The organism is Paenibacillus sp. 481 (genome assembly GCF_021223605.1).
GTDB lineage: Bacteria > Bacillota > Bacilli > Paenibacillales > Paenibacillaceae > Paenibacillus_B.
In genome coordinates this window covers 2,521,334-2,541,082 of the sequence record NZ_CP075175.1, presented here as the reverse complement: position 1 = coordinate 2,541,082, position 19,749 = coordinate 2,521,334, and the positions used below count along the sequence as shown (strand labels likewise).

Annotated in this window: 19 protein-coding genes and 1 pseudogene; 9 read left to right on the top strand and 11 right to left on the bottom strand. The window is 46.3% G+C overall.

What is annotated here, in order from left to right; translation table 11 throughout:
• Positions 1-146 precede the first annotated feature (146 nt).
• Positions 147-1,370 (top strand): MFS transporter, encoded by a 1,224-nt coding sequence (locus KIK04_RS11125; RefSeq protein ID WP_232278286.1) that lies wholly within the window; start codon positions 147-149, stop codon positions 1,368-1,370.
• A 64-nt stretch (positions 1,371-1,434) separates the two neighbouring features.
• Here the strand turns inward: KIK04_RS11125 and KIK04_RS11120 are convergent, their stop codons facing one another.
• From KIK04_RS11120 to KIK04_RS11090, 7 genes are all read right to left on the bottom strand, one after another.
• The gene (locus KIK04_RS11120) at positions 1,435-1,935 is read right to left on the bottom strand and encodes a DoxX family protein (protein WP_232278696.1); all 501 of its coding nucleotides are present in this window, start codon (positions 1,933-1,935) and stop codon (positions 1,435-1,437) included.
• Between the two features lie 86 nt (positions 1,936-2,021).
• Positions 2,022-2,873 carry a M56 family metallopeptidase gene (locus tag KIK04_RS11115; protein WP_232278285.1) on the bottom strand — a complete coding sequence of 284 codons (852 nt, stop codon included), beginning with the start codon at positions 2,871-2,873 and terminating at the stop codon, positions 2,022-2,024.
• Between the two features lies 1 nt (position 2,874).
• Entirely contained in the window at positions 2,875-3,288 is a 414-nt protein-coding gene (locus tag KIK04_RS11110) for a BlaI/MecI/CopY family transcriptional regulator (protein ID WP_232278284.1), read from the bottom strand.
• A gap of 238 nt (positions 3,289-3,526) precedes the next feature.
• The gene (gene cydC, locus KIK04_RS11105; RefSeq protein ID WP_232278283.1) at positions 3,527-5,269 is read right to left on the bottom strand and encodes a thiol reductant ABC exporter subunit CydC; all 1,743 of its coding nucleotides are present in this window, start codon (positions 5,267-5,269) and stop codon (positions 3,527-3,529) included.
• Positions 5,266-7,074, bottom strand: a complete 1,809-nt coding sequence (gene cydD / locus KIK04_RS11100) for a thiol reductant ABC exporter subunit CydD (protein WP_232278282.1) — start codon at positions 7,072-7,074, stop codon at positions 5,266-5,268. Before cydD ends, cydC begins: the two co-directional genes overlap by 4 nt.
• Positions 7,074-8,090 (bottom strand): cytochrome d ubiquinol oxidase subunit II, encoded by a 1,017-nt coding sequence (cydB, locus tag KIK04_RS11095; protein WP_232278281.1) that lies wholly within the window; start codon positions 8,088-8,090, stop codon positions 7,074-7,076. Before cydB ends, cydD begins: the two co-directional genes overlap by 1 nt.
• Entirely contained in the window at positions 8,074-9,486 is a 1,413-nt protein-coding gene (locus KIK04_RS11090; protein ID WP_232278280.1) for a cytochrome ubiquinol oxidase subunit I, read from the bottom strand. The genes cydB and KIK04_RS11090 overlap by 17 nt, the downstream gene beginning before the upstream one ends.
• 306 nt (positions 9,487-9,792) lie before the next feature.
• Here KIK04_RS11090 and KIK04_RS11085 point away from each other — a divergent pair, with 306 nt between their 5' ends.
• The 4 genes from KIK04_RS11085 to KIK04_RS11070 all read left to right on the top strand — a co-directional run bounded on the left by KIK04_RS11085 (position 9,793) and on the right by KIK04_RS11070 (position 14,086).
• Positions 9,793-10,407: a PH domain-containing protein gene (locus tag KIK04_RS11085; protein ID WP_232278695.1), complete on the top strand. Its 615-nt coding sequence runs from the start codon at positions 9,793-9,795 to the stop codon at positions 10,405-10,407.
• A gap of 685 nt (positions 10,408-11,092) precedes the next feature.
• Positions 11,093-12,298 (top strand): MGDG synthase family glycosyltransferase, encoded by a 1,206-nt coding sequence (locus KIK04_RS11080; RefSeq protein ID WP_232278279.1) that lies wholly within the window; start codon positions 11,093-11,095, stop codon positions 12,296-12,298.
• A 192-nt stretch (positions 12,299-12,490) separates the two neighbouring features.
• Positions 12,491-13,747, top strand: a complete 1,257-nt coding sequence (locus KIK04_RS11075; protein ID WP_232278278.1) for a serine hydrolase domain-containing protein — start codon at positions 12,491-12,493, stop codon at positions 13,745-13,747.
• Between the two features lie 207 nt (positions 13,748-13,954).
• Positions 13,955-14,086 (top strand): DUF4023 domain-containing protein, encoded by a 132-nt coding sequence (locus KIK04_RS11070; RefSeq protein ID WP_232278277.1) that lies wholly within the window; start codon positions 13,955-13,957, stop codon positions 14,084-14,086.
• Between the two features lie 166 nt (positions 14,087-14,252).
• On the opposite strand, the pseudogene KIK04_RS11065 reads toward KIK04_RS11070, so the two are convergent.
• Positions 14,253-14,402, bottom strand: a pseudogene (locus KIK04_RS11065) (ABC transporter); the annotation flags it as partial.
• A 200-nt stretch (positions 14,403-14,602) separates the two neighbouring features.
• On the opposite strand from KIK04_RS11065, the gene KIK04_RS11060 reads away from it, so the two are divergent.
• Together KIK04_RS11060 and KIK04_RS11055 are read left to right on the top strand one after the other, a co-directional pair.
• Positions 14,603-14,941 carry an ArsR/SmtB family transcription factor gene (locus KIK04_RS11060; RefSeq protein WP_232278694.1) on the top strand — a complete coding sequence of 113 codons (339 nt, stop codon included), beginning with the start codon at positions 14,603-14,605 and terminating at the stop codon, positions 14,939-14,941.
• A 79-nt stretch (positions 14,942-15,020) separates the two neighbouring features.
• Positions 15,021-15,539: an SRPBCC domain-containing protein gene (locus KIK04_RS11055; protein WP_232278276.1), complete on the top strand. Its 519-nt coding sequence runs from the start codon at positions 15,021-15,023 to the stop codon at positions 15,537-15,539.
• A gap of 209 nt (positions 15,540-15,748) precedes the next feature.
• Here KIK04_RS11055 and KIK04_RS11050 read toward each other — a convergent pair whose 3' ends face one another.
• Entirely contained in the window at positions 15,749-16,579 is an 831-nt protein-coding gene (locus tag KIK04_RS11050; RefSeq protein ID WP_232278275.1) for a GNAT family N-acetyltransferase, read from the bottom strand.
• A 126-nt stretch (positions 16,580-16,705) separates the two neighbouring features.
• Between KIK04_RS11050 and KIK04_RS11045 the strand changes: the two genes are divergently transcribed.
• Positions 16,706-17,161 (top strand): MarR family winged helix-turn-helix transcriptional regulator, encoded by a 456-nt coding sequence (locus KIK04_RS11045; RefSeq protein ID WP_232278274.1) that lies wholly within the window; start codon positions 16,706-16,708, stop codon positions 17,159-17,161.
• A gap of 26 nt (positions 17,162-17,187) precedes the next feature.
• Here KIK04_RS11045 and KIK04_RS11040 read toward each other — a convergent pair whose 3' ends face one another.
• Positions 17,188-17,388: a cold-shock protein gene (locus KIK04_RS11040; protein WP_232278273.1), complete on the bottom strand. Its 201-nt coding sequence runs from the start codon at positions 17,386-17,388 to the stop codon at positions 17,188-17,190.
• A gap of 447 nt (positions 17,389-17,835) precedes the next feature.
• Between KIK04_RS11040 and KIK04_RS11035 the strand changes: the two genes are divergently transcribed.
• Complete coding sequence (locus KIK04_RS11035) at positions 17,836-18,747, top strand: TauD/TfdA dioxygenase family protein (protein WP_232278272.1); 912 nt, start codon at positions 17,836-17,838, stop codon at positions 18,745-18,747.
• Between the two features lie 175 nt (positions 18,748-18,922).
• Here the strand turns inward: KIK04_RS11035 and KIK04_RS11030 are convergent, their stop codons facing one another.
• Positions 18,923-19,633 (bottom strand): hypothetical protein, encoded by a 711-nt coding sequence (locus tag KIK04_RS11030; protein WP_232278271.1) that lies wholly within the window; start codon positions 19,631-19,633, stop codon positions 18,923-18,925.
• Positions 19,634-19,749 lie beyond the last annotated feature (116 nt).

Sequence of the window (19,749 nt, the reverse complement as noted above, 5' to 3'; positions counted from 1 at the left end):
GTCTTCTTTTTTACACTGCATGACATATTCACTCGTCCAAACTTAATCCGTTCTTCATTTCAGGTCATTTATGTTATGTTAAAATATCCCTCAGAGCTAGAGTCTAAGGAAGATACGTACACAAATAGATGGAGATGAAGCATTCCATGAAAAAGGGGCTACTTCAACGTAATCGCAACTATCGAAAATTATGGCTAGCAAAGAGCGGTAGCGTATTGGGAGACTGGTTCAACCAGATTGCACTTGGACAGGTCACGTTGACCATGACAAACTCGGCTTCAGCTATGGGTCTCGTCCTTCTATGCCGTTCATTACCTACAGTAATTATTGGGCCATTTGCTGGCCCTCTAGTCGATTTCTTCTCGAAGAGGACGATCATGATGGTGTCTGACTTACTGCGAGCCGTCTTTGCGTTGCTATTTATTATGGCCTATCTCACGCAGGCCCCCTCATTACTCTATATTGGTGCGTTATGCCTGGGCATATCCGGGATATTGTTCGACCCTGCTCAACAAACAGCTATCTCGCAGCTCGTATCACGAGAAGATTTACCCGAAGCAAACGCCTTGAATTCAACCATAACGAGCATTATGCGTATAGTAGGAGCTGTTGCTGGAGGTGTAGCAGCCGCTATTTTTTCACCTATATTATGCTTCGCCCTCAATTCGGTATCCTATCTATGGTCTGCCATATGCATTTATCAAATCAAGTGGTCGGAACGCTCGGCTACTCTTGTACATAAGCTGCCTTATTGGGCTGCACTCAAAGAGGGTATAACGGAGGTTCGAACAAATCGTGTAGCCCGATCCATCATTTTAATCGGAATTAGTTGGGGCTTGGCCGGAGGCGGATACTCGATCCTCATCCCTTTGTTAGGGAATTCCGTCTATCATATGGGCGGTTTAGGCATTGGGCTGTTGTTTGCTATCGATGGCGTCGGTCTATTGATTGGCGCATTGCTAGTTAAACAATTTATAGGGTCCGACCATAGAAGGGCAAACTTAGCATACGGGGTAGCCTACTTAACCCAAGCACTATTTTTCACTTTGCTTACCCAGCTGACGACATTCGAATGGGGAGCAATCATGCTGCTTCTAATGCGCATCAGCTCGGGCGTCATTGTGCCCTTGGATACGTATTTGCTGCAAATAAATACACCTGAATCCGTAAGAGGACGCGTGTTTACGTTCCATTATTCAACGTATGGTGGTGTCATGCAATTGTCCTTTGCTATCTTTGGCTTTCTATTTGATTCGCTCGGCATTTCAGCTGCGGGAGCTATAATTGGCCTTACTTCTTTCGGTTGCGGTCTATTTTGGCTCATCCAGTTCAGGCACCTGAATATAAACAAGAAAAACCCCTCATCTTAAAAAAGATAGGGGTTCTCGATAACCTGAATTTCTTAAAGTCATTTTATAAAGTGATAATCATATGTTAAGCAGCGCTTGAACGGCTGCCCTTGAACAACGAAATATTTTTCTTCTTCAAGAAGCCATCTACGCCAATTTTGCCTGCTTGGTACAAAGACACAAGAATAATCAGCGACAATATAATCATCGTCGGATTAACTTTAACAACCCCACTAAACAAGAATGCAAAGTTCATTACGATCCCGAAAAATACGGCTGTCTTCGTAAAGAGTCCTACGATCAATCCGAGTCCTACCAGCACTTCACCAAGCGGAACGATAAAGTTAAACAAATCCACGTACGGCAATGCAAACGATTCTAGGAACGTTCCCCACCAATCGGGCACGTTAGGCTTTTCGCCATTCGCGTTAGCGATAGCCCCTTTAAGCATGCCACTAGCGTCAAAGCCACCGCCTTGATATTTCGCAAGTCCTGCTTTCAACCATGCCCAACCCAAGTACAACCTAATCAGCAAAAGCACCCATTTTACAAACTTGTCTTCCGTCCTCAAAAATTGAATCATCAGTATATCTCCTCTCCTATTTCACCTTAAGCCACATCTTTGTTTTGTGACTTTAGCACTACATAATGTAGTGTAATTGTCTAAAAAAATTAAAACAGTGCGTAAATAAACACCGGACATAATACGACAAGCGCATGTGCCGAAATAATAGCTGGTGCCACTGGCAGCTTCAATCCTATCTCTGTCTGTGGATCGATAAGCTTTTGAATTCGATAATTAACAGCCGAATCCAGCAAGGATATGCAAGCAGCAGGCATTTGCTGCGCTCGTCTATACTTCACCAGCTTTAATAGGGCACTTGCTAACGGAGTAGCGCTGCCTATCTTATTAATCGAGTAATGGTCAGCCATCACTTCTTTGAGCATTTTGTATGTTTCGTGTGACCATTTTAATATCGGTATAAACCATAGCACCGCGGCAAACAAATAAAGTACAAATGACTTCAACGGGTCAGCCTGATGTCTATGATGCATTTCATGATGTATGACCGCTTCCAACTCGTCATCGTCGAGCAAATGAATGAGTCCTGTCGAAATCACAATACGTGGATTAAACAATCCCATCGTGACCGCAATAGGCTCTGGATGATCGATAACCGTGATCGACTTCTCCCGTTCGCTGTAAATCTCATTCAGTTGCATCGTTAATGCTTCATTTTGAAGCCTTAACATTTTGTTGGACATGCGCCTGCATAAGTACAGCTGTCTAGCAGCTACACCAATGATAAGAGCAACCGTTAAGAAGACAAATGCGTCAAATACATGTCCCAACCGTGTCAGGCCATAATATTGAAGGACACTTTGACACAGTTGAAAAATATTCAGTCTCAATTCCTTGTCGAGCAAAAAATAAAACACGTACAAGCACATTTGACTAAGCAACGTTCCGGCAATCAGGAGGCACGACGCAAAAATAAACTTGGATCGTTTTTCCCACATCATTTTACGTTTCCTTCTTTAACTGCTTTATTTTTTGTTCTAGTTTCTCGATTAGCGAATCGTCGATGTCATCCAAAGCATCAAGCATATGACTCACCACAAGCGGACCGAAATCTTCGATGAGCCCATTCGTTAACTCCTTGGATTGCTTCTCCAAAAAATGTTCCTTCGATAACTTGGGACGATACAGCGATGCGCGACCATGAACCTGCTTCTCTAGTACATCCTTCTCTACAAGCCGATTCATAACGGTCATGACGGTATTAAAGTTCACATGCTTCTCCTGCTCCAGCTTTGCTTGAACTTCTTTAATCGCTAGCTGCTCATTGCTCCACAAAATGTCCATTACTTTCGCCTCAAGTGGTCCAAAAAAGCGGTTCAATCCACTCTCGTGAAATTTAAAACGACTTAATTTCATGTTGGCACACACCTCACACTACTCATTGTAGTGGATTTTTTGAGGCAGTGTCAACAACATGACTTGTTTGATTAAAAAGGGGCTGCACGTACGCCCCTGCTTCGTGTATAGCGTAAATGGTATGCCATAAATGTACGTTGTGCTTGGGTGTGTAGCAAAGATCTGTGAGGTCTGTGCACAACACACTGGTTAGCATCTAGTATCTATTATCTGGCACATATCATCCACTATTTAGCATTTAGCGACGGATAGGCTTATCCAATTGGTATAGCTTACTATACCTAGGTTCATTTTTCATGAGCTGTTGGTGAGAACCTTTCATGCCTATTTTCCCATTTTCCATAAAAATGACTTCGTCCATCTGCTCCACCCCAACCAAGTGGTGTGTAATCCAGATCAACGATCTACCATGCAGCGTCTGAAAAATAGTCGTAAGCAAATCCCGCTCCGTACGCGGATCAAGTCCCACTGTCGGCTCGTCTAGAATGACGATCGGGGCGTTCTGCAACAATACACGGGCAAGTGCCACCCGCTGCCGCTCTCCCCCCGAGAAGCGCTGCCCCGCTTCATGCATGGGCGTGTTGTAGCCCTCTGGCAGCGACTCGATAAGCTCGTCCAGCTTGACTTGCTTGGCTACGCGGCGAATATCCTCCTCCGTAGCAGTGGGCCGCCCTAAACGAATATTGTTCGCGACAGTCGTATCGAACAGATGCGGCCGCTGGTTTAAGACGGAGATGTAACCTTGCATCTGGTCTTCATACGTGTGTGCTGGCGCTCCATTGATGCGCACGCTACCAGCGCACGGCTCAATTGCACCTTGCATGAGCTTGAGCAAGGTTGATTTCCCTGAGCCGCTGCGGCCGATAAGGGCCATTTTTTTACCTTGCGGAATGTCCAAAGATACATTTGCAAGTGCCCATACATCGGACGAGTTAGCGGTCGCATCATAACGATAATAAACGTGTTCCAAGGTGAGGTGCGCCTCGTTTATTGCTGTGCTGCTCGAATTCGGTTCCGTCGTTCGCAAGGTTTGCCCGCTCAAGGCCGCAAGACGCGCGAAGGAGTCGCGGTACTGCGGGATTTTTTCAACAGCTTCGGATACAGGTAAAAAAGCATCCATCAGCGGCAAGACAACTAGCACAAAAGCCGCAATAAGCGTGACGTCGATTTGCCGATCCGTGTACCGCTGACCCGCCCAATATACCATGGACACGACAATAGTCCCGATTACACACTGTCCAATAAATGATCGCCATTTTGCCCAGTTGCTTAACGAGCGCTCGATGTGAGCTACTTTTGACTCATCATCTTCATAGGACTGTACGAATTGTGGTGCTCTCCCACTCACAACCCAATCATTTATGCCAAGCACAGCATCTGTTAACTTCTGATATAGACCGTTGCGCTCCTGCTTCATTTGCCGAAGCTTCTTGTTCATCAAGAGCAGCGAAATAGCAGGCAGTATGAACACGAGCACCGCAAGATAGAGCGCCATCAAGATTGCAAATTGAAGGTCAAACCAGCCTAGCGCCACGATGACGACGGCGTACATCACGAGCGCGACCATGCTAGGAAAGATGGTGCGCATGTACACATTTTGCAAATATTCAATATCATCGGCCAGCGCGCTAAGAAGGTCACCCGTCTTATAACGGGAACGAATAAATAGTGCTTGCGGCTCCAATAAACGATAGAGGCGCACACGCATCTGCGATAAAATGCGCAGGATCGTATCATGTCCAACTAGTCGCTCGATATAGTGGACAACGGCCCTGCTAATGCCGAACGTACGAACTAAGACAACTGGAACGTATACCATTAATATATTTTCCGGACGCAGCGCAGACTTGGAAATGAGATACCCTGATGTGAACATAAGGGCACTCGCGCACAATACAGTCAGCACACCAAGCCCAATAATGATGGCAAAGCGCCGCATGTTGGCCCTTACATAAGGGCGCAGCCATTGTTCCGCTCTCATTGTATCTCCATCCCCTCCGTCTGTGTCATTATCAAGTCGTAGTACACACCCCTGCTAGCCAAGAGCTGCTCGTGTGTTCCCGTTTCGGCAATCTGCCCTTCGTCCAACACGATAATAAAGTCCATATCGGGCATCCAATGGAGGCGATGCGTGGCAAGCAAGACAAGCTTGTCCGCAAATAAGTTCAGCATCGTGTCTTTCAGCTCACACTCGGTTTCGATGTCCAAGTGAGCGGTAGGCTCGTCCAGCAACATGATCGGACGATCACTCAAGCAGGCACGAGCGAGCGCAATTCGCTGCTCCTGGCCGCCGCTTAGTTGGCGGCCTCCGTTGCCGATAAGCTCATCGCAACCGTTAGGCAAGCCGGCTACAACTTCGGCAAGCCCTGCGGCTTGAATCGCTCGCTCCACCTCTGCCGGCGAAGCATCTTGTGCATAGAAGCGAACATTGTCCGCTACTGAGCTATGAAAGACGTACGGATGCTGCGGAATATAGGTCGTCAGCTTGCGCCACTCCGCATCGGTCAAAGCATTATCAGGTACTCCACCGTCTTTCCCGACTTTCCCATCCTTCCATTCCACATGGCCCGATGTCGGACGTATAAATCCACTAAGCACGTCTATAAGCGTAGACTTGCCTGCACCGCTGGCACCGATAATGCCAACCTTGCTCATGCCTTTAATTTCAATAGACACGTCGCACAAAGATGCTCGTCCTGACTGCTCATGCTGAACGCCGATGTTGTGCAGCACAAGCGAGCTTTCTTTCGTCCATGTCAAACCCGACACGTCTGTCTTGCTCGTGCTGTTATCCGCCGTGCTTGCACGAACATATACGTCGCTCCCGCCTTTATCTTCCCGACCAATAATAGACTCAATCGCCTTGCCCGCCTCTTTTCCTTTGAGGGTGGCATGATAATCCGCCCCGACCATACGGACGGGCAAAAAATACTCCGGCGCCAATATAAGCACAAGCAGCGCCGTATCCAACATAAGCTGCCCCTCAATAAGCCGCAGCCCCAAGCTGACCGCCACCGATGCGACCGATAACATCGTAAAGAAATCGAGCGCGAACGAGGATAAGAATGCTACGCGCAACGTTCGCATCGTTGCCGAGCGATACTGATCGCTGACGCGTCCGATCATATCGCTGTGGGCACGACTCTGACCGAGAAACTTCAGCGTCTCCAAGCCGCGCAGCGAATCGACAAAATGATTCGATAGCACGCGGTATGACTTCCACTGCTGATCCATATGCTTCTTCGCAGCGAGACCGACCAGAATCATAAATACGAGCAAGATCGGCATCGTTACAGCTAGAATTAGAGCTGCTATCTGGTCCCGCATGCATACATAACCGAGTACAACGAGCGGCGTAATCGCCGTTCCGACCATGCGGGGAATAAACAGCTCTAAATACGTACGGAACTGGGTCACTCCATCCAAGACGAGCGTCACGATATTACCCGTTCCTTCCGTCTGGGCGAACCGTGGGCCGAACTGAAACAGCTTGTCCATCAGTTTCCGACGCAGCTCCCGAGCCGTCCCTTCTGCATAACGGTAAGCTACCTTCTGTTGAATCAAAGCCGTTACCTGACGCACGACGAACCCTGCCACGAACAGTCCGATACTGCTTGCTTGCTCCTCCAACGACTCGCCAGCAAAGAGCGCGGACACAACGTCAGCCAGTCCAATTGCCACCGCAATAATGGACGCACTATGAACTAGCGTAAGGAGTGTCATCACAAGGAGAACAGGCTTTATTCCTTTGTAGTTGAGTAGGTTATGCTTACCGTGTTTGCTCATCAGTGCTCCAGATGTCCTTTCTCATGAACGCGTTTCTTGAAAATAATATAGCTCCAAATTTGATAACCAAGTACGAACGGCAGCAGCGTAAGCGCCACAATCGTCATTATTTTCAGCGAGTAAGCCCCAGAAGCCGCGTTATGAATCGTTAAGTCAAATGCACGATCAATGGAACTGATCATCACCCGTGGGAACAGGCCGATAAATACCGCTGCTACTGCTAATACAATAACCGTACCTGTCATACCAAAAGCCCAACCATCTCGCTTCTTCGACATAAAGAAACCTGCAAGTACAAACGCCACCACACCCGCAACCGCCATACCCGTCAAAATAGCGCCTCGAACTTCAAACACATCCGTCATCATGTATGTCATGACACCGAACAGGACAAGTAATGCCGCTAACGGAATAAGTAGCTTCTGTCCAAGCTGACGCGCCCGCTCTTGCAAGCTGCCGACCGTGCGAAGCGTCGTAAACATTAACCCATGCACAAGGCAAAGCATTGTCACCGTGATGCCACCAACGAGTGTGTAGCCGTTCACCATATCGAACAATCCAGCATTCATTTGCATCTCGCCATCAATCGGAAGCCCTTTGATTAAGCCCGCAAAGACGACCCCGAATAAGAACGGCGGCAGCAAGCTGCCAAAGAAGATAGCGTGGTCCCAGTTTTTAACCCAACGCTCTGTCTTGCCCTTCCCACGGAACTCAAAGGCAACTCCACGTGCGATCAAGGCGAGCAACAGCACGACAAAAGGCGTATAGTACCCGCTGAACAACGTCGCATACCAGTTCGGGAAGGCAGCAAACATTGCCCCGCCTGCGGTTATTAGCCACACTTCATTCGCATCCCAGAACGGGCCGATTGAATTAATAAGTACACGACGCTCCCCATCTGTCCGCGCCAGGAAGCGCGTTGACATACCGACGCCGAAGTCGAATCCCTCTAAGAAAAAGAAACCTATGAACAGTACAGCGACAAGAATAAACCACAACTCATTTAGCGCTAACATGTTGTCCCTCCTTGTCATACGGATCATTCATTGTTGTTTCAACCTTATCCAGTGCGCTCGGCCCTTTTTTAATGACCCGTAAAAATAGTGTTACGAGCACTATGCCCAAAATCGTATACATGCCCGTAAACGAAACAAGTGAAAATAACACTTCGCCTGAGCTAACATTCGGCGATATACTATCCTCGGTGCGCATCAACCCGAACACTGTCCATGGCTGACGACCGATCTCCGTCATAATCCAACCAGATGCATTTGCAATATGCGGCAGGAAAATACCGACTACCATCATGCGCATAAACCATTTGTTAGGCCGCTCCAACTTCTTGCGTGCCGATAAATAAACGCCGTACATCGCCAGCAGAATCATCGCTGTCCCGCAGCCAACCATGATGCGGAAGCTCCAGAACGTTGTGCGTACCGGAGGAATGTAGTTGCCCGGACCATACTGCTGCTCATATTCGGCTTGAATTTCCTTCATACCTTTTACTTCGCCGGAGAACTTGCTATAAGACAAGAAGCTAAGCAAGTATGGAATTTTGAGTTCAGCCGTATTTTCCTGCTTCTCTGGATCGATAGCCGCGAACACCGTCCACGGCGCCGGATCTGTACTTGTTTCCCATAAGCCTTCACTCGCTGCCATTTTCATCGGCTGTGTCTTCACTAAATACTGGGCTTGCTCATGACCGAACAACGCGACTAACAAAGAAGTGATCAACGCGATGACGATACTGATTTGGAATGACTTTTTAAAGAAATCGAAGTCTTGTCGCTTCAACAGCTTCCATGCACTCACGCCCGCAATCAGAAATGCTCCTGTCGCCAAGGCCGAGAATACGGTATGCGGGTACTCGACTAGCATCTGACCGTTCGTAATTAAGGCGAAGAAATCATTCATTTCTGCCCGACCATTATTCATTTCAAAGCCGACTGGTCTTTGCATAAATGAGTTTGCTACCAAGATCCAAAATGCTGACATCATCGTCCCGAACGATACGAGCCAAATACACGCGAGATGAACCTTTTTCGATAACCGATCCCAACCAAATATCCATATACCAATAAAAGTAGACTCCATGAAAAAGGCTAGCAGCGCCTCGATCGCCAACGGCGCACCAAACACGTCCCCAACAAATCTAGAGTAATTCGACCAGTTCATCCCGAACTGAAACTCTTGTAGGATACCGGTAACAACACCGACAGCGAAGTTAATGAGAAACAGCTTGCCCCAGAACTTCGTCATCTTTTTGTACTTCTCTTCTCCTTTGACAACGTACATCGTTTGCATAATTGCAATAAGAAATGCCAATCCGATTGAAATCGGCACGAAAATAAAGTGAAAAATCGTTGTCGCTGCAAACTGAATACGTGACAGCATAACCATGTCTAAATCCATTGCTATCCCAGCCACCTTTCCCCCTAGTTGTTCGACAAGACCATAGGTCTTGATGTCTAAATATCTCGTTTCATGTATCATTGTGTCAGATTGGGTAGGTGTTAAATGTGATTTTTATCACATAAGATATGATTAGGCATGATTAAAATGTGAACTTTCGCACAGTCGTTCATTCCGCCTCTTTTTCAACCCCCGTTCAACAAAATGTTAGGAGTTCTTTCAAAATTTATGATATGGTAGAAGGGTCATTCAGGATCATTCGAATCCGTGTAGACACCACTTCAGAAATGAGAGGAATGGTCATTGATGTTTGGAAAAGTAGCTTCGGATTTACTAGGATTAAGCGACGTAGGGGCAGTCATTAAGCCAGAAAACTATGACAAAGTTGATGCTGACGATTACGTCATGCATGAAGATAACGAGAAGATTTTCTTCCTAATTAAATCCAAAACAGATGAGTACTGCTTTACAAACCAAGCACTCATTCATCTCGACGGCACAAGTGCGACCAGCAAAAAGCGTACGCTGCATCGTTATAGCTACAGCAATCACTCGATTTCTAGCGTATTGCTCGAAACGGCTGGCACGGTCGATTTGGATGTGGAACTCAACTTTAAGATCGGCGCTCTCGCTTTCAAGATCGACATCCACAAAAAGCACATTGAAGAAGTGAAAGACTTGTACAAGGCGCTCATTAAGATTTCGGAAATTACGTACGAGAACAACTTAACGTTGCAATTTGCGAAGCAGAGCTTAGAGCTGGCGTCCACGACTGTGGGGAAAATTAATAAGCTCGAGGGCAATTTGGTTGAGCAGTTCGGTGCATTGAACCAGACTGCATTTTCATGGCTCGTCAATACGCAAAGGCAATATCGAGTCAAAGATTTCGGCTTCGTATTTGAAAAATATATTAATCAATAAAGCATGCGAGGGATGTCTCAACTGTCATTTGATATGACGGCAAGACATCCCTCTTTCCATTTTAGCGAACAAACAGAACTCGTTTCTTTGCGGGGATGGGAAGCCCCAAAAATGTAGTCCCTCATCTGCTACTTGCCTACTCCATTAACTTCCGTTCCTAAACACCTTTATTAACATGCTTTAAATGGCATAATATAATAGAGCTACTGAGATACTCGTCATCACGATAGGAACTGAAATCAATCCTTTACCCGAATCATCTATAAAAAAATAGAACGAAAACATACATGAACATCATACGATCGTAGCAATTTCAATCAGAAACAGATGCATGATATACGCTCCCTTTCTCCTAATTAAATATAGTCCACTACGGAAACAATAATGATTCATAAGACGTTTATGTATTTATAGGGATCTAATGTGGAAGTTATTAGGATTTACACTTATAAAATTTGTTACAATGAAGAAGAAATTGGTGAAATAATAGGTGTATGGATGACCTAGTGAACTTAAATGGAAAAACTGTATTCTATTGTCTGATCAAGCCCGACGAAAGTCTAGGTTCAGAACCGAACCATAGTCCGTTCCTCACATCCCGCCAGTTGATTACGATATAACTAAGAATGAATCGGACATTACGCCGGATAGCGGTGCTTAAATAGACAAAAGGGGTTGTATAACGATGTTGAATGGGATTAATATGCCATTACCAACACAGAAAGCGAAAGTGCTTGTCCTGACCGGTTCAATTGGCCACGGGCATTTGCAAACGGCCAACGCCATTCGCGAGATAGCCGAGAAATGGTTCCCACATGAGGCTGATGTTCATGTTGTTGATTATATGGAGCAAGTGTCTCCTTACTTACACGAGGTAAGCTCGTACTGTTTCGTGCAATGGGTGAAATTATTCCCGAGCATGTATGGCTACTTATTTGAAAAGACACGCAGAGATCGCAAGCTGTCGCAAATGTTAAAAAGCGTACGCTTCAGCAGCCTGCGACCGTTAGAGAAGCTGATCAATCAGATGCAACCTACGGTCATCGTCAGCACGTTCCCAGCCGCGAGCGCAGCTGTATCCAAGCTGAAAGAGCGCGGCGTGACGAATTGTCAGACGGCAACGATTATTACGGATTACACTGACCACAGCTTCTGGATATATCCTTTCACTGATTTGTATATGGTCGGTTCGACAGATGCGAAGGCGCAACTGGTTAGCCAAGGTATTCAACCGTCGCGAATTGAGGTAACGGGCATTCCTGTCCGTCCTGCCTTTTACGACGACTATGATAAGCAAATTCTGCGCCAACGTTACGGCCTTGATCCATCCAAGATGACGGTGCTGTTAATGGGCGGCGGTTGCGGATTGCTCGATCCAACGCTATTAACCGATCTGGAAGAAGCGGAATGGGCTGAGGACATGCAGTTTGTTGTCGTTTGCGGCAACAACGATAAGCTTCGCCAGCGCCTGAGCAAGTGGGCGACCACCTCTGCGCTGCACGTGCACGTGGAAGGCTATATCGAACCTATCCATGAGTACATGGCCATGTCCGACTTGATGATAACGAAGTCTGGCGGCGTGACGACAACCGAAGCGCTAGCACAGCGGTTGCCGCTTATTGTTCATAAGCCGCTGCCCGGGCAGGAGCGCGACAACGTCCGCTACTTACTGCGCAACGGGTTGGCACGCAGCGCGGAGCATACCCAAGATCTGCTTGAGCAGCTTGCTGCTTTCGCGGCGCATCCGGAAATGCTTCAGCGCATGAGTGAGCGCGCACTCGTGGAGCGCCAGCAGAACGCGACAGGTGCTTTGTCCGCTATTTTACGGGTACAGCAGCAGCCACAGCAGGCGGTTGTCGTTAAGAAATGGTACCGCCGCTCGGTCGTATAATGGGGGAACAACCATGTGGGGATGTCTCGAAAGTCATTGAAAATGACAGCGAGGCGTCCCTTTTTATTTATATATCGACATAACATATTCCCTTTTTTTACGTTTTCGATCCATTTGAACAACATGTGATATAAATAATCTGCTTACACAGAAAGGCTATTCTGCGTTTCAACAAAGAGAGGAGAACAATCCATGAAAAAAATATTGCTTAGCGTTGCAATTAGTTTAACGCTGCTCGGCTCCGGAGGTAGCCTTGCGCTTGCGCAGTCTGCGACCACTGCTACTGTCCCTTACGAAATTCCGCTATATTGCAGCCAGTATATTAGTCCTGACTATGATTTTAGCAAAGTTGCACTCATGTACAGCAAAGAAAAGCGCTCTGAATTATTCCGCAACATGAATACGACCTCACCGCATGAGCTCGTTGACGTTGGCCCGAAGAAAGTCCCCTTTTTAAAACAAGCACAAGATATTAGCCAGCTCACCTATACCTACAGAGGTAAAACCACTCCATTGTCAGATCTGCTGACACGAACGGAAACGAGTGGGTTTATAGTCATTAAAGACGGAAAAATCGTCAATGAACAATATTTTAACGGTAGCTTCGATTGTTCGCGTCATCTGTCGATGTCGGTATCTAAGTCCGTTACTTCCGCTTTAATCGGCATCGCCATTGATGAAGGCAAAATTAAAAGCGTCGATGATCTCGTCACTGATTATTTGCCACAGCTCAAGCAGACTGGCTATGACGGCGTTACGATTAAGCAAGTGCTGCAAATGTCCACCGGCATTAAGTTTAATGAGCGATACACCGATCCCAACTCAGACATTAACAAATTAAACACGCACTTAATGACCGAGAAAAAATCGTATGAGGACTATATCCTCACCCTACAACGTGAATCTACCCCAGGCATATTCAACTACAAGAGCATTAACACCCAAGTGCTCGGTATGCTTATTCAAAAAGTTACAGGTCAAACCCCAGCTAAATACTTGGAAGATAAGATTTGGAAACCAGCTGGTATGGAAGCAAGTGCTTACTTTATGACCGACTTGCACAATACGAGCATGGTAATGGGCGGATTTAATGCCACACTGCGCGACTATGCAAAGTTCGGCTTAATTTATATGAACAACGGTCAATGGAACGGCAAGCAATTGATTTCTGAAAAATGGATTAAAGAATCGGTAACGCCACCCGTCGACCGTCCTGATATGCAACCTGGAGTTCAAGGCAAGCCATTTGGCTACCAGTATCAATGGTGGATTCCGAAGGACAATAACGGAAGTGAGTTTTTTGCATTAGGCATATGGGGGCAATACATTTACATTAATCAGCAGGAAAAAGTCGTTATCGTGAAGGCGAGCACCGACCCGAATTTTTCGAGAAACGCTTATGAAATCATAACGGCATTCCGCGCTGTTACAGAGACATTGAAACAATAGTACCTAAGCATGCCCTATCTGCGTCGTATCCGTGTCGTGTCGGTGTTGTATCCGAGTTGTATTCGTCTCGTGTCTTCCAGCTGCACATGAATCGGAATTTGGATGGGGATAGTAAGGATGGACGCAGTCGAATAGACAATTGTACAAAAAGACAAAATAAGCGAATGAAGCGCACCAAGAAGCACCGTACACAAGGAGGATGCACCGATGTCAGACACCCATGAGTTTGTGGAAAAAGTACACGACACGCAGCAAAAAGCGCAGAAGAATAAACAGCACTACGGCAAGGGTAGCCCCGGCAATAATTTGCCTGGCAAGCAGCATAGCACGAATAAGTAACCCGCCGCTGCCATGCTCTTGGCCTTGATCTTGACCTTCACCTTTACCGAATAAGAAACGACCTGTCCCAACTACAGGCTAAGCTAGGGAAGTACCCTAGACATCCTTAGTAATCGAGGACAGGTCGTTTTATTTAGTGGCACTCTCAAGCCACCTATTTAAATGCTTATTTTACAACTGAAGCAATTTGTTTCACCATTTCCTGTACGGAAATAAATCCGCCGCCAGACAAGTACCAGTAGTTCGTATCCAAGTACTTAATGTTGCCTTCTTTAAATGCTTTCGTGCCTTTAACCAAGTCGTTCTCAATGAATTGTGTCATTTTTGTGACAAAAATCAACTATGAGGAGTTTTATCTTATAATGCTCTGCCGACTGCCCCGAATTCTAGCGGCGAAATTCATTTAAAATATTCCTTTACAGGAATATTCCCTTTATGGTATATTTAATTCAACAAGAAAATACAAACATTAAATGAAGTACGAGTACCATTACAGCAAGTGAACGGAAGATGACTATGAATGCTAGCGTTATGAGTGCCTTGGCAGAGCCTAATCGTATGCAGATTGTTGAACTGTTGCGCGAGCGTCCGCTCACCGTAGGGGAAATCGCCGAACGGCTGCAACTGCGCCAGCCTCAAGCATCCAAGCATTTGCGTGTTCTAAGTGAAGCTGGCATCGTTGAAGCCCAAGCGGACGCGAATCGCCGAATCTACAGGCTGCGACCGGAACCTTTTCGGGAGCTGGACGATTGGCTGGAGAACTACCGCGTAATCTGGGAGGAACGGTTCGACCGTCTTGAGGACTATTTGGAGAAGCTGCAAGGCAAGGAAACTCGGAAAGAGCAGCAAGACTAAGCGCATAATGATGGATGAGATTATGAACGTTGTGGCAGAATGATTTGAACAAACCAATAATAATGAGGAGGAAGTTAAAATGACAAATCAAATCGTTTCTAAGGTAGAGGGTAATGTGCTTTTTCTGGAGCGTGAATTCAACGCTCCGCGCGAGTTAGTGTTCCAGGCGTTCACGCAGGCGGAGCATCTCCAACATTGGTGGGGACCTAGAGGCTGGACGATCCCGGTATGCCATGTTGATTTCCGCGTAGGCGGGGTTTGGCATTATTGCATGAAGTGCGAAGATAAGAACCAGGGTGATTTCTACGGCATGGAATCATGGGGCAAGGCTGTATATCAAGAAATCGTCGCTCCAGAGAAGATTGTGTATAGGGATTATTTCTCCGATGCGGAGGGTAACGTAGCGGACACTATGCCTTCAACGCTCGTAACACTGACTTTCGTCGAAACAGAGAACGGGACAAAGCTGATTAACCGCGGGGAATATGCAAATCCGGAAGGATTGCAGCAAGTGCTGGATATGGGCATGATGCAAGGCATCACAGAGACGTGGGACAAACTCGGTGAGCATCTGGAGTCGATTCAGAAGAGCAGTTAAGCAGGGAACTGTCTAGCTGAGACGCGAGGCTACAGGCATGAACGAAGCTTTTGCTTCTCCAACATGAAAAGAGGGATGTCCCGCCGTCATTTTGAATGACTGTTAAGACACCCTCTTTTTCTGATGTCTACTAGTAGCAACCAACCTTTTCTACATCATCCCGCTTTGAGGAAATGGACTGCACGCATCAATAGTTCGAATCGGGTGTATTATTCTCCTTGAACCGCAAACGTAATGTCATGAATGAGGCCACTCTCCACAAAACCAACTTTCTTATAGACGTTATTCGAGTCGGGATTGCTCATATCTGCATACAGCATTGGGGTAAGATTTTGCTGCAAAATGAGCGTACATAATGAAGCAATCAGTCCACTCGCGTAGCCTTTCTTACGCTGTGCAACAGGCGTGGAGACTGCGTTAATACGCGCATGTCGCGGTGAGCGGTGCGAAATATTAGCCATCGATACGGGTTGTCCGTCAACCACCCATACGTATAGATCATCCTGACGGATCATTTGCTCCGCAGAGCCGAGCAATGCTTCTTTTTGTTCCGAAATGCCAAAGGCTGATTCGTAAAAATCAACTAAACATGTCGCCACCATATCGATATGCGCTGGCGTCGCTTTTTCCATTACGCCGGTTATATTGCTAGGATAGGTGACTTGAGGGCAATAATAAGCCTGCATCACCATATTTGTCTCCGCCTTCAAATGATGAGCAGCCGCATATTGTTCGGCAAACAGGTTAACAGTGTCAGGATCACCACACAAGGCTGGCAATATCGGTGTGCGGCTCTCTGTTAAATACGTGCATAATTGCGTTACAATATTCTGCTTGTCCCTAATGGAAATTCCGCTTGTTACCCATAGCCATGCCTTTCTTCCAGTCGCTTGTGCTATAAATACTTGTTCATCTACTGACTTGATGAATAAAGACGGTTGCGACTCACAAATGATATGTAGCAAATTAAATTGCACTTCATTTTCCATAAAAGTCTGACTATTTAACAGTTGATCATGAACTGAACATGGTACAAACATGCTAACCCTCCTCACGAGTGTTTGATGGACTGCGATTGACTCCTGCGTAGAGATATTGTATATTTTCATCACAATTTATTTGTGAACAATTTATTTGCTGTACCATGTAAAGGAGGGCTGTCTACGGTGAATGAACATGATTATTTAAAGCTTGATAATCAGCTTTGCTTTACGCTGTATGCCTGTTCAAGAGCGATATCGAGAATGTACAGGCCTTTTTTAGATGAATTGGGCCTTACATATCCGCAATATTTGGTGCTATTAGCGTTGTGGGAACAACAAGAAAGCTCTGTAAAACAACTTAGCGAAATTCTTGATCTGGATTCGGGTACGTTAACACCGATGTTGAAGCGAATGGAAGCTGCGGGATTGTTACAAAGGCAGCGCTCAAGTAAAGATGAGCGTGTTGTTATGGTACGTATTGCACAGAAGGGGCTTGATCTGCGAGAACAAGCGTTATGTATTCCAAAGACGCTGTTTCAGTCTAGCGGAATGACCGTAGAGCAATTAGAAGCTTTACAGGCTCAAGTGAAGCAAATGATGGGCAGTATTAATGACGGATATATAAAAAACAACCCCTAACCTAAGTTAGGGGTTGTTTAAGGATACTACAATTTTGTAACGTTCTCAGCTTGTGGACCACGGTTGCCTTGAACAACGTTGAACTCAACGCGTTGGCCTTCGTCCAAAGTTTTGAAACCGTCGCCTTGGATTGCGGAGAAGTGAACGAATACATCGTTGCCGCCTTCAACTTCGATGAAGCCGAAACCTTTCTCTGCGTTAAACCATTTAACTGTACCTGTTTGCATGGGTAATACCTCCAAATAAATAAAATAATATGTTTCTTTTTATTCTCCGAGAAAAATAAAAAATTCACACATTGAAAAAGATTCATCTCACACTATGATACCTTTTTCGATATGTGAATTAGGTTATCAATGTAGGGACTAAACTTAAGTTCATCTTAGCACACCTGAAGACAGAATGCAATTTTTTTACTATGCCCTTTTACAACCTTTAAATGATCATATTACCTATGAGCAAGATGCATGATGTTTTTCCTATACTTGACAAATCAATTACTACGCTTTAATATTACACTAATCCGATGAAATTAGTACAATTAAATTGGTTTTACGCGCTGACCAGACAACTGGAGGCCGGGATGCAACGCTATATCTTTAGCGATTGCCCCGGCCTTTATTGTTCTCTCACACCATATTGCACCCTTAAATACGAGTGAGGAGGGCCTGAATATGACGGTCGAAAAAGTAAAAGACACGGTGGATACTGCATTCGAAGTGCATCCCGTCACAGCTCGTATCGGAGCCGAGGTAAAAGGGATTCATTTATCCCCTAACTTAGATGCAGCAACGGTTCATTTCATTCGGCAAGCGCTGCTCACGCACAAAGTATTATTTTTTCGCGGGCAGCAGCAGTTCGATGATGCCGCTCAGGAAGCTTTTGCTCAATTGCTAGGACAGCCATTTGCGCATCCTACAGTACCGACCAAGCAAGGCACGAATTACGTGCTCGAGCTGGACTCCCACCATGGTGGACGGGCAGACGTATGGCATACGGATGTCACCTTTATTGATGCTTACCCTCAAGCCTCCATACTGCGAGGCGTTGTCATCCCCGACGCAGGTGGCGATACCGTATGGGCTAACACAGCTACCGCTTACGAGTATTTGCCGCAAGAGTTACGCGAGCTTGCCGATCAGTTATGGGCATTGCATTCAAATGCTTACGACTACGCTGCCAGAAGACAGAACGTGTCTGCTGATGAAGAACAGCGCTATCGCAAGGTGTTTACGTCAACTGTCTATGAAACCGAACATCCTGTTGTACGCGTTCACCCGGAAACGGGAGAGCGGACCTTGGTACTCGGTGGTTTTGTCAAACGAATTCTAGGCTACTCGCAGCCCGATTCTGCACATTTATTAGCCATTTTTCAAGATCATATTACTCGGTTAGAAAATACAGTGCGCTGGCGCTGGGCTGTGGGCGATGTGGTCATTTGGGATAATCGTGCTACCCAACACGTTGCTGTGAACGACTACGGCGATAAGCACCGGGTCGTGCGCCGCGTTACGCTTGCTGGCGATGTGCCTGTTAGTGTTGATGGACGCAACAGCATTACCCGTCACACTCTCCCTCTTAACTAAGCGACTAGCTCAGAATCGAATTCACCCTGCACGTACACCGCAGCAAAAATCCTCAGACAATGATTCTCTCCGAATATGCGAGCTGCCGTGTTCACATCAGAGCACGGTATTTTTTTGCCCAACCGTACAGTTGAGCAGGTCCATATTATTGCCCGTTTCGAAAATTTTAAACGATTTACGGCCTCCACTGTGCAACTGGCGCCTTGTTAGCCCCTAGCCAGCCAGATCCGCCATCAGACAAAATCACTTTCGTAAGTGGTTCACGTCCTACATTCCAATAGTTTACGGTCATCGTTACGGACTTGCCATGACCGGGTACCATAATCCAGCCGTCGTTAGCGTACTTATTGTTGTTGCCGAAAGCATACCACTGGCCCTTGTACACCTTATTGGTATAGTTCGTTACGGTGAAGAACGATTTTGTGCCCACTCGCTTCTCAAATGTAATGATGATGCCTTCCTCACGCTCGCATTGTGTTGTCACGTATTGCAAGGACTTGTAGTCTCGATTGGCGATGTCCATGCGAGTGGGCACATTTTTGCCTGAATATGTCCCCCATTTCGTGATATCGAACTCGACCGTCGTTTCACTGCCCGCAGGAATAGAAGGAATAACACTATCTTTTACAACTCGCGCTTGGCTGGCGTCTACGTGGTTACGTGCAACCCAGTAAGCGCCATTGCGCACATAATTTTTAGCTGTTGGATTTTTAATTGTCCACATTTGTTTCGTCGCCGTCGATGAGCAATCGTAGCGAAGTTCTAAATCCGCCTCTGTGGCTGCTGAAGACGCTGTTGCGTACACGCTGCTTTGTACACTTACTGAGGTAACGATAACAGTGAGAAGTGCGAGCAACCATTTTGCTGCTGATGACCTATTTTTCATGTGAATTCCCCCTATTTTTTACATGGTTATATTTAGCTTTCTGACTATACCGTGCATCTTGTACGCAGTCAATATAACGACATTGTCCTCCAACGGCGGAATTGTGATTTGTCAAA